Raw genomic sequence first — 12,870 nt, forward strand, 5'->3', positions numbered from 1 at the left:
TGACCATGTGCGCGCGGAGCGTTACGCTCGCCGGATGTACTCCAGGCGCCACCCCTCCACCGCCCGCCGCCGGACCGTCCTTCTCGCCGCCGCCACCGGACTGCTGCTGACCGGCATCTCCGCCTGTTCGCCGGGGAGTTCGGGCACCGCGGACGCCTCGCTCGCCGCGCTGCCCAGTTCCGACCGGACCAGGCTCAGCGCCTACTACGACCAGAGCCCGAAGTGGCGTGAGTGCGGCGCCCCCGGCTTCGAGTGCGCCACCCTCAAGGCGCCGCTCGACTACGACAAGCCGTCCGCCGGCGACATCGACCTCGCCGTCTCCCGCAAGAAGGCCACGGGCAAGGGCAAGCACCTCGGCTCGCTCCTGGTCAACCCGGGCGGCCCCGGCGGCTCCGCGATCGGCTACCTCCAGGCGTACGCGGGCATCGGCTACCCGCAGAAGGTCCGCGCCGGCTACGACATGGTCGCCGTCGACCCGCGCGGCGTCGCCCGCAGCGCGCCCGTCACCTGCCTCGACGGCAAGCAGATGGACGCCTACACGCAGACCGACGTCACCCCCGACGACACCGGCGAGCAGAAGCAACTCGGCGCCGCGTTCCAGAAGTTCGCGACCGGCTGCGAGACGCACGACAAGACGTCGAAGCGGGTCCTGCCGCACGTCTCCACCGTCGAGGCGGCCCGCGACATGGACCTCGTGCGCGCGGCCCTCGGCGACGAGAAGCTGAACTACGTCGGCGCCTCCTACGGCACGTTCCTCGGCGCGACGTACGCGGGCCTGTTCCCCGAGCGGGTGGGCCGGCTCGTCCTCGACGGGGCGATGGACCCGTCGCTGTCCGCGCAGGAACTGAACCGGCAGCAGACCGCCGGGTTCGAGACGGCGTTCCGGTCCTTCGCGAAGGACTGCGTCGGCCGCTCCGACTGCCCGCTCGGCACCGGCACCCCGGACGAGGCGGGCACCCGCCTCAAGGACTTCTTCACCACCCTCGACCGCACGCCCCTCGGCACCGGCGACCCCGACGGCCGCAAGCTCGGCGAGGCGCTCGCCACCACCGGCGTGATCGCCGCGATGTACGACGAGGGGGCCTGGCCGCAACTGCGCGAGGCGCTCACCGCCGCGATGAAGAAGAAGGACGGCGCGGGCCTGCTCGCCCTCTCCGACAGCTACTACGAGCGCGACCCCGACGGCACGTACTCGAACCTGATGTTCGCCAACGCCGCCGTGAACTGCCTCGACCAGCCGCCGGCGTTCACCTCGTCGAAGGAGGTCGAGGACGCGCTGCCCTCCTTCGAGAAGGCGTCCCCGGTCTTCGGCGCGGGCCTCGCGTGGTCCTCACTGAACTGCGCCCACTGGCCGGTGCGGCCGACCGGCGAACCGCAGCGCATCACCGCCGACGGCGCCGCCCCCATCGTCGTGGTCGGCACCACCCGCGACCCGGCCACCCCCTACCCGTGGGCCCAGGCCCTCGCCGGCCAGCTCTCCTCCGGCCGCCTGCTCACCTACGACGGTGACGGCCACACGGCGTACGGCCGCGGCAGCGACTGCATCGACGGGGCGATCGACACCTACCTGCTCACCGGCACCCCGCCCGCGGACGGAAAGCGCTGTTCGTAGCGGTGAGCCCCTGGTCAGCCCCGGTCGGCCCCGCTCTTCCCCGGTCAAAAAGGGTGGGCGGAGCACCCCCGGGGAGCGTGTAGGATTGGCGACGTTGCTGACGCACTCCGGTGCGCGCGGCGGCGCCGCCTTAGCTCAGATGGCCAGAGCAACGCACTCGTAATGCGTAGGTCTCGGGTTCGAATCCCGAAGGCGGCTCTTCTTGAAACCCCAGGTCAAGCAGGACTGACCTGGGGTTTCTGCGTGATGCGGAGCGCGCCTCAGTGCCTGAAATCGAGGTGAAAGAGCGGCTTTCTACGCTGCGGCCATGAATTTCACGGCTCCTGTGCCGGCCCCCGTCCGGGGCGGACTTCAGCTTCATCCGTTTCGTGGGCTGCGCTATGTACCGGAGCGGGCCGGCAGTGTCGGAGCGCTCGCCGCGGTCACCGCCGACGGGGTGGCGGACACGGAGCCGGGCGATCCGTTCCACATCGTGCGGCTGATCCTGCCGCGCGGGCGGACCCCCGCCGACCGCACCGCGCACGTCGTGCGCACCCTGGCCGACTGGCTGTCACAGGGGGTCATCGCCGCCGATCCCGAGCCCGCGCTGTACGTGTGCGAGCAGCGCGGCGCCGGCTTCGTGCAGTGCGGGATCGTCGGTGCGCTGCGGCTGCCGCGGCACGGGGAGGACGTGGTGCTGCCGCACGAGGACGTGTTCGAGCACGTCGTCGAGGACCGGGCCGGTGTGCTGCGGGCCACTGCCGCCCAGTTGGAGCCGATGCTGCTCGCCTACCAGGGGGACGACGGACCGTACGGGGCGGGCGGTGTCATCGAGCGCACCGTGCGGCGGCCCGCGCTCGTCACCGCCGTGATGGAGGACGGGGTGCGGCACCGGCTCTGGGCGGTGACGGATCCGGTGGAGCTGGCGCGGATCGACGCCGATCTCGGCCGGCGGCAGGCGATGATCGTGGACGGGCACCACCGGTGGGCCACGTATCTGCGGCTGCGGGACGAGGCGGGCGACAGCAGCGGGCGGGAGCCCGGGGGCTGGGACTTCGGGCTGGCGCTGCTCGTGGACACCCGGCGCTATCCGTTCCGGGTGCGGGCCATCCACCGGGTGCTGCGGCGGCTGCCGGTGGCACGGGCGCTGGCCGCCGTCGAGGGCGCGTTCCGGGTCCGGGAGGTGCGGGGCGAACTGCCGTCCGCGCTGGATGCGTTGGCCGGCGCTGCCCGGGAGGGCGGGAACGCGCTGCTGCTGACCGGGGCCGGACCCCGCGTGTTCCATCTGCTGGACCGGCCCGATCCCGCGCTGCTCGCGCGGACCGTGCCAACTGACCGGCCGGCTGCCTGGCGGGAGCTGGACGCCACCGTGCTGCACACCACGCTGCTCGACCACGTGTGGGAGGTGCCCGACGAGCCCGACGAGATCGCCTACGTCCATGACGCGCGGGCCGCGGTCGCGCAGGCGCACCGGGAGGGCGGCACGGCCGTGCTGATGCGGCCGGTCGGCGAGCGGACCGTCCGGGAGCTGGCCGGGGTCGGCGTGCGGATGCCGCGCAAGTCGACGTCCTTCGGTCCCAAGCCCGCCACCGGACTCGTCATGCGCAGCCTCGACCTGTCCTGAGCGCGGTGCGCCGGAACACGAGGGGCGCCTCGTCGTGAGGCGCCCCTCGCGCGTCACGCGGCCTGCGCACCGTCCAGGTGGCGGCTCACGAGCCCGCCGTCCAGGAACTGGGCGCGCATCGCCGCCCGCTGGATCTTGCCGCTGGTGGTGCGCAGCACCGCGCCGCGCCTGACCAGCGCCACGGCCGCGGGCCTGACACTGAAGTCACGGGCGATGCCGCCCTTGATCCGGGCGGCCAGACGGGGGAGTTCGTCGGCGCCGACCGAGCCGCGCACCTCGTGCACGACCACGAGCTGCTCCTCCGTACCGCCGTCACCGGTGGCGACCGGGACGGCGAACGCGGCGCCGAACAGGCCCACCAGCTCCGGGTGCTGCCGGCGCAGCCCGTGCTCCACGTCCTGCGGATAGATGTTGCGGCCGCGCAGGATCAGCACCTCCTTGATGCGGCCGGTGACGTAGATCTCGCCGTCGTGCAGGGTGCCCAGGTCGCCGGTCCGCACGTAGCCGGCGTCCCCGTCCAGCGTGCTGACGCCGAACGTCTCGCGGGTGGCGTCCGCACGGCCCCAGTAGCCCTGCGCGACGCTGGACCCGCGCAGCCAGATCTCGCCGATCCGGCCGTGCGGCAGCGCCTCGCGGGTGGTCGGGTCGACGATCCGTACGGCGTACTCCTGGGCCGTGCCGCAGCTGACCACGTCGCGGCCGGGCCGGCCCTCGCCCACCGGGTGGAACTCGTGCCGCTCCAGACGGGACTCGTCGATGCGGGTGACGGCGAGCTCGCGCGGTCCGGTGCCCGAGATGAACACGGTCGCCTCGGCCATGCCGTAGCAGGGCGCCATGGTGTCGCTGCGGAACCCGGCCGGCGCGAAGCGCTTGGCGAACGCGGCGAGGGTGGAGGCCTGGACCGGCTCCGAGCCGTTGGCCGCGTACCGCCAGTGGGACAGGTCGAGTTCGGCGAGCTGCTCGTCCGTGATCTGCCGGGCGCACAGCTCGTAGGCGAAGTTGGGGGCGGCGGACCAGTTGATCCGGTACTTGTCGATCATCCGCAGCCACCAGTGCGGCCGCTTCAGGAAGGTCGTCGGGCTCATCAGGACGCACGAGCCGCCGAGCAGCAGCGGCGGCAGCAGGATCGCGAGCAGCCCCATGTCGTGGTACTGCGGGATCCATGAGCCGAACCGGGTGGTGCGGTCCAGGCCGAACGCGGTACTGAGCGCCGCCGAGTTGTGCAGCAGGTTGCCGTGATCGACCATGACGCCCTTGGGGTCCGAGGTGGATCCCGAGGTGTACTGGAGCAGGGCCAGCGTGTCCTGGTCGACGGCGGGCACCCGCCAGGCCTCGGCGTGCGCGTCGGTGAAGTCGGGGCCGTCGGTGACGGCGCAGACGATCTCGCGGCCCGGGTCGGAGGTCGCCCAGTCCAGGACGCTCGCGGCGACGGCCTCGCTGGTGAGGACGGCGGCGACGGTCGCGTTCTCGACGATGGAGTCCACCCGGCGGCGCTGGTGGCTGTACTGGCCGGGCAGCGAGGACGGGACGGCGACCATGCCCGCGTAGAGGCAGCCGACGAACGCGGCCGCGAACTGCAGGCTCTCCGGGTACAGGAGCAGCACCCGGTCACCGGGCGCGTACCGCTCCTGGAGCCAGCCCGCTATCCTGCGGGCCTCGTGGTCGAGTCTGGCGTACGACCATGTCTCGTCGCCGTCGGGCGAGTTGGGGTCTCGTACGAAGATCACCGCCGGGTCGTCCGGGGTGACATGGGCGTTCGTGCGGATGCGGGCCGTGGCGCTGCGGGCCTGCAGGAGCGTGTGGTCGTCCTTGAGCATGGGGTCCCCAGAGGTAGGCGGGAAGCGGGTGTGGGTGGCGGGCGCGGTCACCAGTCGGATGCCTGGCCCAGCGCCAGCAGGTCGTCCAGGTCGTCGGCCCGGACCAGTGCCGCGGTGGCCACCGGGGCGTCCGGATCGTCGACGGCCGCGGTGAGCAACTGCACGTAGGAATCGAGAAGCCGGCGGATGGTCGACTCGTCGAACAGGTCGGTGGCATAGCGGAACACCGCGGTCAGCGCGGACTCGCTCTGCCGCATCTCCACGTTGATGTCGAACTGGCCCTCCAGCTGCGGTACGTCGATGAGCGCGACGCGCAGACCGGCGTACTCGGTGTCCGTGCCCCGGGCCGCCGCCTCGGTGACCCGCATCAGGAGCGGCTCCAGGCGGCCGGGGGCGACCATCGTGAACACCATCCGCACGGGCGGGTTCCGACCGTTGTAGGGTTCCTCGCCGGCGAGCAGGGCGTACGGGTAGCCGATGTGTTTCATGGCCCGCATGACCTGGCGCTGCGCCGTGTTCGCGGCCTGCCCGAAGGTCGTCGTGTCGGTGAAGTGGGCGGGCAGCACCAGGGTGTTGACGAGGTAGCCGACGACCTCGCGCATGCCGGGGCCGCTGCGGGTGGTCGTCGGGCAGCCGATGAGGAAGTCCCGCTGACCGCTGTAGCGGTGCACCAGGGACTGGAAGACGCCGAGCGTCAGGGCGAACGGGGTGACGCCCGCCCGCCTGGCCGCCTCGCGCAGGCGCGGCAGCAGCTCGTCGGGGAGCCGGGCCTCGCAGGTGGCGCCGTTGAAGACGGCCGGCGGGCGCGGGGCGCGCGGCCGGTCGGAGGGGAGTTCGGCGGCGGAGGCGTCCGCGCAGAACTCCTCCCAGAACGCGACCAGCTGGTCCCGGCGGGTGCCGCCGAGGAGCTCCTGCTCGCCCCGCACGTAGGCGTCGTAGCCGCGGGCCAGGGGCGGCGGTGCGGTGTCCGTCGCGTAGGCGTCGAGCAGGTCCTGGAGCAGCAGCCACTGGGAGGTGGCGTCGGTGACGATGTGGTGGGTGGAGACGACGATCACGTGGTCGTCGGGGGCGATGCGCAGCAGCAGCGCCCGGCAGGTGCCCTCGTCGGTCAGGTCGAAGGGGGTGTCGCCGAACTCCTTGACGTACTTCTCCAGTCGGCTGTTCCCGGTGACGCCCGGAACCTCCCGGACCTGGAGCTGCACCAGGTCCGGGAGGCCGATCACCCGCTGCGGGCCCGCGGCGGTCTCGGTGAAGGTGGAGCGCAGCACGTCGTGCCGTTCCACCACCGCGCGCAGCGCGCGCCGCAGCCGTGCCTCGTCCAGGCCGCCGCGCACCCGCAGGGCGGCCTGGACGTTGTAGGCGGGGCTGTCGGGCGCCATCCGGTACAGGAACCAGAGCGCTTCCTGCCCGATGGAGAGGGCTCGGTCCTGGGCCATCACCGAGCGGCGAGTTCGGAGTGGATGTGCGCGGTGAGCGCGTCGATCGTGGGGTGGTCCCAGGCGAGCGTGGCCTCGACGAGGATGCCGAACTCGTCCTCCACGTCACCGCAGAGCGTGAGGGCGTACACGGAGTCGAGGCCTATCTCGACGAGCAGGTCGTCCGTGGCGATGTCCTGCGGCTTGACGTCGAGGAAGTAGGCGACGCGCTCGATCAGCCAGGTACGGACGGTCTCGACGGTCGCGGTGTCGGTCGTGGCGGTGCCGGTGGTGGTGTCGGTGCCGGAGGTGGCCATGAGGAGGCTCCTGGTGATGTGAAGGGTGTGGAAATTGGTGGGGTAGGGCTTCTGGTCCGGATACGGATACGGGTCGGGGTACGCGGGGGCGCGGTCAGGCCCGCGCCAGCCGCGAACGGTCGAGGTCGTAGCCCGCACGCTGTTCCTCCCTCGCGGTCAGTTCGGCGAACAGCCGGTGTTCCACCGCGTCGGGCAGGGCGCCCACGTCGTGGCCCAGGCGCGCGGCGATCCGGGCGAGGGCGCCGGTCAGCCAGGCGTCGTCGCGCAGGAACGCGTCGACGCTGTGCTGGTTGTGCCGCCATACGCCGATGCACGCGGCGGCCATCGACAGATGCGCGTACCGGTCGGCCAGCGCGAAGCCGGAGCGGCCCGCGACCACCGAGTGCTCGCTCGGCGGCAGGACCCGGCAGCGCCGGCCGAGGTCGGCGAGGTCGTCCCGGAGCAGCGCGGTGATCCGGGCGGCGGCCGGGGGCAGCGCCGCGACGGCGGCGGGGCTGTGGAGCAGGGCGGTGAGCTGGTCGGCGCCGCGTGAGGTGAGTTCGAGGGCCTGGTAGTCGATGTCGTCGAGCGGCGCGGACAGGTCGAAGAGCGCGGCCGGCGGCAGCTCGGCCGTGCCCCAGCTGGCGGCGGCGAGCCGGGGCAGCTGGGGCAGCGTCGTGGCCTGGCAGACGGCGGCGTTGGCGTGCGCGAAGGTGATGGCGGGCAGATCGCGGAAGAACTTCTGGAAGATGCCGTAACGGCCGTCGCGCCAGTACGAGTTCGCGCCGAGCAGGGTGCCCAGGGTGTGCGACGTCCTGTGCAGGACCTTGGGCACCACGTACTTGTTGACCGCGGTGACGACGCTGGTCTGGCCGGGCAGGACGTGCAGGGCGCGGCACGCCACGGTCGACATGCAGTCGGCCGCGAGCAGGTCCAGGAAGGCGCCGACCAGGGTGGCCCTGGCGTGCGGCAGGTCGGCGACCCGGCGGCCGTACAGGGCACGGTCGAGGGCGAAGCGGGTCACCGTGCGCAGCTGGGTGTCGGCGGTGCCGACCATCATGCCGGGGAGCACGGCGCGGGTGGTCTGGAAGGCGCGCAGGACGGTCTCCATCGCGCTGCCGACCGGACCGACGGGCGCGTCGGCGGGGACGGCGAGGTCGGTGAAGTCGGCGCCGCCGATGAGACATCCGCGCAGTCCGACCGTGGGAAAGCGGTAGTCCCTGCGGAGCTGGTCGGCGGGGGCGTCCGTGAGGTCCACCCACAGGTGGGAGTGGCTGCGGTTGCCGGGGCCCGCGCCGGTGCGGGCGAGCAGCACCACGGCGTCGGCCCGGCCCAGGTTGTTGACGATCTGCTTGCGGCCGTTGATCAGGTACCGGCTGCCGTCGGCGGTCAAGGTGGCGGTGAGGTCGGTGCGGGTGAAGTCGTTGCCGTGGGGCAGTTCGTTGTAGCCCGCCGCGGTCTTGCCGCCGGCCAGCAGGATCTGCGCCATCCGCTTCTGCTGGACGTCGCTGCCCGCCGTCCACATGGCGGAGCCGGAGATGTAGTTGGTGAAGCCGTAGCCGAGGGCCAGGGTGGGGTCGCGGCGGGAGACCGTACGCATCATGCGCATCAGGCGGTCGATCCGGCCGAGACGTCCGCCGTGCCGCCGGGGCACGTACTCCGCGTTGAACCCGTAGGCGTCCAGGGCGGCTTCACCGGCCGGCAGGATCTCGGCGCGCTCGTCGGCGGCGAGGACGGCGGCGTACCCCAGCGGGTTGTCCGGGTCGTGGGCGTCGCCGAGCGCTCTTTCCAGGACGTCGGGGCCGCCGGGAACGGCGTTCTGCTCGGTCATGACGCCTCCTGGGCGGGGGAGCCGGCGGGCCCGGTCGCGGTGCCGGTCTCCGACTCGGCGAGCGGGAAGGGCAGCAGGGAGAACATCTCGCCCCTCTCGTACTGGTCGACGAGCAGCGGCATCAGCCGGTCGAGCACCGCGGAGCCGTCGGTGCCGTCCTCGGGCAGCGTGCCGGGCGTCAGCCGCTCGGCGAGGCGGCTGAGGCAGGCCTCCAGCCACAGGCCGTCCCGCCACAGGCCGGCGGTCGCGGTGGTGCCGGCGGTGACGGTGTTCCGGTTGCGCAGCCACACCTGGACGCAGGCCGCCGCGGCGGAACACAGGGTGTAGCGGTGCGCCAGGTCGAAGGCCGCGGCGGGCACCTCGCGCGGGCTCGGCCGGTGGGCGGCCATCTGCTCGTGCGTGGTGTCGCTGATCCGCAGGAGGTGCTCGGCGACGGCCAGGAGGCTCTCGGGGGCCTCGCCCGCGGCCGTGAGCTCCCGCAGTTCCACCAGGCTCCGGGGCAGGGACGCCGCGACGCTGTTGCCGGTGCGCGAGGTCAGCACCAGCCGGGCCGGGTCGAAGGCCGGTATGTCCGCGTCGAGCGCGGCCGCGGCGGCCAGGCCCTCGGTGTCGGTGCGTCCGGCCCGGTAGCCGCGGGCGAGGGCGGCGAACTGGTTGATCAGGGCGTTCAGGTTGACCAGCGTGTTGCCGTCGAAGATGCCGACGATCCGGTGGTCGCGCTCCAGCTTGGGAAAGAGGCCGTGCGCGAACTCCTCGCTGAGGAAGGAGCGGGCGCCGAGGAACTGGCCCATCGCGGAGATCAGTTCGTCCGCGGTGGTCGGCACCAGGTACTTCACCGCGGCCGACGAGACGCTCATCTCCTCGGTGAGGGTGTGCACACCCCGCGAGGCGACCAGGGTGACGGCCTCCATGGCGAGCAGATCGGCGTAGGCCTCGGTGAGGGCGCGGTGCGCCTGCGGCAGATCGATCAGCCGCTTGCCGTACAGCCGGTGCTCCAGGCCGAATTCGGTGGCGATGCGCAGCGCCCGGTCGCCGGCGCCGAGCGAGAGCGCCGCGCAGATCGTGCGGGTGATCTGCAGGCTGCGCAGGACGGTCTCGATGCCCTCGCCCTCCTCGCCGATCAGCGCGGAGGCGGGCACGACGGCGCCGTCGAAGGCGATGCCGCTGATGTCGGCGCCGCGGATGCCGTGCGTCCTCGCCGCCGGAAGACAGGTGTAACTGCCCTCTTCCAGCTGGGACTTGTCAGCGAGGAGCAGGCTGTAGCCGCGGGTGCCGCCCGCCGGGGAGGTCCTGGCGAGGACGCAGACCAGGTCGCTGCGGGTGGCGTTGTTGATGAGCCACTTCTCGCCGTCGAGCCGGTACCCGCCGTCCACGGGGGTCGCGGTCAGCTCGCCGGAGAGCAGATCACTGCCATGAGCCCGCTCGGTCAGGCCCCAGGAGACGACGGCACCGGACGCGACCCGCGCCCCCAACTCCGCCGCCTGGTCGGCCGATCCGCCCACCCAGGTGCTCACCGCGCCCAGATACGTCTTGGTGTGCGCGATCGCCACGGTCAGATCGCGCCGGGCCACCACCCGCACCAGCTGGAGCAGATCCTCATAGCTGTGCAGGGCGCCGCCGTGCCGGGCGGGGACGTAGTGCGCGGGCAGGTCCAGCGCGTCGAGCCTGCGCACCGCTTCCGCGGGGAACGCCTCCGCGGCGTCGAGTTCGCGCAGCCGGGCCGCGAAGAACGGCAGGTCCCTGCGGGCGGGATGGCCCAGGGCCCGGTCGAAGCCGCCGGCCCGGTCGTACGGCGCGTACCGCCGCGGGGGTGCGAGTTGAGGTTCCGTCACGACTCCACCTGAATCTGAGAATGCGAGCACTCCGGGATTTCTGAATGGCCCCAGTCTTGGTCACCGGACAGAGCGCTGTCGCAGGATCTCGGTGTCAGGATGCTGCGGCTGCATCTGCCTGCCAGCGCTGAACCCGTTACCTCCTCCAAAGGCGAACTAGTGTCTCCACTGCACGCCTAACAGGTGGAAGGGAATCCATGCCGAAAACATTTGATTCGGGGATTCTGGGGACGATCGGCAAGACGCCTCTGGTGAAACTGGAGAGAGTGTTCCCCGGGGAGCACTCACAATTCTTTGCCAAGATCGAGCGGTTCAACCCAGGTGGCAGCATCAAGGACCGAAGCGGCCTCAACATGCTTCTCGAGGCGCTGCGCACCGGCAAGATAACGCCGGGGCGTTCGGTGGTCGTGGAATCGAGCTCAGGAAATCTGGCGGTCGGCCTCGCGCAGATCTGCCGGTACTTCGATCTGCGGTTCATCTGTGTGGTCGACGCCAAGACCACGGAGCAGAACCTGGCCATCATGCGGGCCTACGGGGCCGAGGTCGAGGTGGTCGACAAGCGGGATCCGGCGACCGGCGAGTTCCTGCCGGTGCGGCTGCGCAGGGTGCGCGAGCTCGTGGCGAGCATCCCGCACGCGTACTCGCCCGACCAGTACGCGAACCTGTCCAATCCGCAGGCGCACGAGCGGACGATGCGGGAGATCGTGGAGGCGCTCGACGGGCGGCTCGACTACCTCTTCTGCTCGGTCAGCACCTTCGGCACGCTGCGCGGCTGCGCGGACCACCTCCGCAAGGAGGGGCTGCGCACCAAGGTCGTGGCGGTCGACGCGCAGGGCAGCGCCATCTTCGGCCAGCTGCCCACCCGCCGGCTCATCCCCGGCCACGGCGCCTCCGTCGTGCCGGCCCTGATGGACCCGTCCGCGGCCGACGAGGTGGTGCATGTCTCCGACCTCGACTGTGTGGTGGCCTGCCGCCGCCTGGTGGCCCGCGAGGCGATCCTGGCCGGCGGTTCGTCCGGGGCGACACTCGCCGCGGCGGAGCGGATGCTGCCGCGCATTCCGGCCGGTTCGGTCAGCGCGCTGATATTCCCCGACGGCGGCGACCGCTATCTCAACACCGTCTATTCCGACGACTGGGTGCACGAACACTTCGGTGAAGTGTCGCATCTTTGGAAGGACTGAAACGCCCGATGCTCGTACTGCGCAAGGCAGACGTAGAGAAGATGCTCAGCGGAAGGGAGAAGGAACACATAGAACTGGTCAGGCAGACCTATGCACTGCACGACCGGGGCGCCACCGCCGTTCCGCACTCCATCTTCCTGCGCTTTCCCGACCAGCCCGCGAACCGCATCATCGGACTCCCGTCCTATCGCGGCGGCGAGAGCCCGGCCGCGGGACTCAAGTGGATTTCCTCGTTCCCCGCGAACATTCACTCCGGAATCCCGCGCGCCAGTGCCGTGATGGTGCTCAATTCGCTGCGCACCGGACACCCCGAGGCGCTGCTCGAAGCGTCTTTGATCTCGGCCGCGCGGACCGCGGCCAGCGCGGCCCTCGCCGCCGACATGCTCACCGAGGGGCGCCGTCCGAAGGGCGTCTCCCTCATCGGCTGCGGCGTCATCAACCTGGAGATCCTGCGCTATCTGAAGGCCGCGATCGACACGCTCGGCGAGGTGACGGTCCACGACACCTCGCGGGCCCGTGCCGAGGAGTTCGCCCGCGCCTGCAAGGAGATCCTGCCGGACGCCGTGATCCAGCTCGCCGACAGCCTCGACGACGCCCTGGCCGCCCAGCGGCTCGTCTCGTTCGCCACGAACGCGGGCGAGCCGCACGCGGACCTCACGGCCGCCGAGCCCGGCACCGTGGTCCTGCACATCTCGCTGCGGGACATCGACCCGCTCTCCATCAACGGCGCGCACAACATCGTCGACGACGCGGACCACGTGTGCCGCGAGCGCACGTCGCTGCACCTGACCGAGCAGATCACCGGCGGCCGCGCCTTCATCGACGCGTCGATCGGCCAGCTCATCAACGGCACGGTCGCGTTCACGCCCGACCCGGACAAGGTCACCGTCTACTCGCCGTTCGGCCTCGGCGTCCTCGACCTGGCCCTCGCCGTCGACGTGCAGGCCGGCGCCCGCGAGCTCGGCATCGGCGTGGAGGTCACGGACTTCCTGTCCTGACCCGGCCCCCTTCCGTCATCCCTTCCGTACGTCTCCGAGGAGAACCATGTCCAGCCAGTCCGCCACCCCCGCCCAGCGCGTCGTCCTGAACGCCGAGGAGCAGTACTCGATCTGGCCCGCCGACCGTGAACTGCCCGCGGGGTGGACCGCCGAGGGCACCGAGGGCACCCGCGAGGAGTGCCTGGCCCGCATCAACGAGGTGTGGACCGACATGCGTCCGCTGAGCCTGCGCCGCCGCATGGAGGGCGCCGCTGCCTGAACCCCCGTCGCCTGAACGGCATGTCC

10 protein-coding genes and 1 tRNA gene are annotated in these 12,870 nt (G+C 71.8%); 6 read left to right on the plus strand and 5 right to left on the minus strand.

What is annotated here, in order from left to right; translation table 11 throughout:
- Positions 1-34: 34 nt before the first annotated feature.
- The 3 genes from ACVHNB_RS01580 (at position 35) to ACVHNB_RS01590 (ending at position 3,215) form a co-directional block, all read left to right on the plus strand.
- Positions 35-1,612 carry an alpha/beta hydrolase gene (locus tag ACVHNB_RS01580; protein WP_456227251.1) on the plus strand — a complete coding sequence of 526 codons (1,578 nt, stop codon included), beginning with the start codon at positions 35-37 and terminating at the stop codon, positions 1,610-1,612.
- A 124-nt stretch (positions 1,613-1,736) separates the two neighbouring features.
- Positions 1,737-1,810: transfer RNA gene (locus tag ACVHNB_RS01585), tRNA-Thr, on the plus strand.
- A 109-nt stretch (positions 1,811-1,919) separates the two neighbouring features.
- Positions 1,920-3,215 (plus strand): DUF1015 family protein, encoded by a 1,296-nt coding sequence (locus ACVHNB_RS01590; RefSeq protein ID WP_428953261.1) that lies wholly within the window; start codon positions 1,920-1,922, stop codon positions 3,213-3,215.
- A gap of 53 nt (positions 3,216-3,268) precedes the next feature.
- Here ACVHNB_RS01590 and ACVHNB_RS01595 read toward each other — a convergent pair whose 3' ends face one another.
- The 5 genes from ACVHNB_RS01595 to ACVHNB_RS01615 all read right to left on the minus strand — a co-directional run bounded on the left by ACVHNB_RS01595 (position 3,269) and on the right by ACVHNB_RS01615 (position 10,406).
- Positions 3,269-5,032 (minus strand): fatty acyl-AMP ligase, encoded by a 1,764-nt coding sequence (locus ACVHNB_RS01595; protein WP_456227252.1) that lies wholly within the window; start codon positions 5,030-5,032, stop codon positions 3,269-3,271.
- A gap of 47 nt (positions 5,033-5,079) precedes the next feature.
- Complete coding sequence (locus ACVHNB_RS01600; RefSeq protein ID WP_456227253.1) at positions 5,080-6,468, minus strand: condensation domain-containing protein; 1,389 nt, start codon at positions 6,466-6,468, stop codon at positions 5,080-5,082.
- Positions 6,468-6,764 (minus strand): acyl carrier protein, encoded by a 297-nt coding sequence (locus tag ACVHNB_RS01605; RefSeq protein WP_428953258.1) that lies wholly within the window; start codon positions 6,762-6,764, stop codon positions 6,468-6,470. Before ACVHNB_RS01605 ends, ACVHNB_RS01600 begins: the two co-directional genes overlap by 1 nt.
- 94 nt (positions 6,765-6,858) lie before the next feature.
- On the minus strand, positions 6,859-8,574 hold the full coding sequence (locus ACVHNB_RS01610) for an acyl-CoA dehydrogenase (RefSeq protein WP_456227254.1): 1,716 nt from the start codon (positions 8,572-8,574) through the stop codon (positions 6,859-6,861).
- Entirely contained in the window at positions 8,571-10,406 is a 1,836-nt protein-coding gene (locus tag ACVHNB_RS01615; RefSeq protein WP_456227255.1) for an acyl-CoA dehydrogenase family protein, read from the minus strand. The genes ACVHNB_RS01610 and ACVHNB_RS01615 overlap by 4 nt, the downstream gene beginning before the upstream one ends.
- 197 nt (positions 10,407-10,603) lie before the next feature.
- Between ACVHNB_RS01615 and sbnA the strand changes: the two genes are divergently transcribed.
- The 3 genes from sbnA to ACVHNB_RS01630 are packed head-to-tail and all read left to right on the plus strand — an operon-like array spanning position 10,604 to position 12,844.
- Positions 10,604-11,587 carry a 2,3-diaminopropionate biosynthesis protein SbnA gene (sbnA, locus tag ACVHNB_RS01620; RefSeq protein WP_428953255.1) on the plus strand — a complete coding sequence of 328 codons (984 nt, stop codon included), beginning with the start codon at positions 10,604-10,606 and terminating at the stop codon, positions 11,585-11,587.
- 8 nt (positions 11,588-11,595) lie between these two features.
- Positions 11,596-12,585: a 2,3-diaminopropionate biosynthesis protein SbnB gene (gene sbnB / locus ACVHNB_RS01625; RefSeq protein ID WP_456227256.1), complete on the plus strand. Its 990-nt coding sequence runs from the start codon at positions 11,596-11,598 to the stop codon at positions 12,583-12,585.
- 46 nt (positions 12,586-12,631) lie between these two features.
- Positions 12,632-12,844 (plus strand): MbtH family protein, encoded by a 213-nt coding sequence (locus ACVHNB_RS01630; RefSeq protein ID WP_428953253.1) that lies wholly within the window; start codon positions 12,632-12,634, stop codon positions 12,842-12,844.
- Positions 12,845-12,870: the final 26 nt, after the last annotated feature.

This window comes from Streptomyces sp. YJ-C3 (genome assembly GCF_053891275.1).

What these genes read in the sequence shown, in the direction of transcription:
- ACVHNB_RS01580 (WP_456227251.1), top strand. Translation starts at nt 35, where the DNA reads ATGTACTCCAGGCGCCACCCCTCCACCGCCCGCCGCCGGACCGTCCTT.
- ACVHNB_RS01590 (WP_428953261.1), top strand. Translation starts at nt 1,920, where the DNA reads ATGAATTTCACGGCTCCTGTGCCGGCCCCCGTCCGGGGCGGACTTCAG.
- ACVHNB_RS01595 (WP_456227252.1), bottom strand. Translation starts at nt 5,032, where the DNA reads ATGCTCAAGGACGACCACACGCTCCTGCAGGCCCGCAGCGCCACGGCC.
- ACVHNB_RS01600 (WP_456227253.1), bottom strand. Translation starts at nt 6,468, where the DNA reads ATGGCCCAGGACCGAGCCCTCTCCATCGGGCAGGAAGCGCTCTGGTTC.
- ACVHNB_RS01605 (WP_428953258.1), bottom strand. Translation starts at nt 6,764, where the DNA reads ATGGCCACCTCCGGCACCGACACCACCACCGGCACCGCCACGACCGAC.
- ACVHNB_RS01610 (WP_456227254.1), bottom strand. Translation starts at nt 8,574, where the DNA reads ATGACCGAGCAGAACGCCGTTCCCGGCGGCCCCGACGTCCTGGAAAGA.
- sbnA (WP_428953255.1), top strand. Translation starts at nt 10,604, where the DNA reads ATGCCGAAAACATTTGATTCGGGGATTCTGGGGACGATCGGCAAGACG.
- sbnB (WP_456227256.1), top strand. Translation starts at nt 11,596, where the DNA reads ATGCTCGTACTGCGCAAGGCAGACGTAGAGAAGATGCTCAGCGGAAGG.
- ACVHNB_RS01630 (WP_428953253.1), top strand. Translation starts at nt 12,632, where the DNA reads ATGTCCAGCCAGTCCGCCACCCCCGCCCAGCGCGTCGTCCTGAACGCC.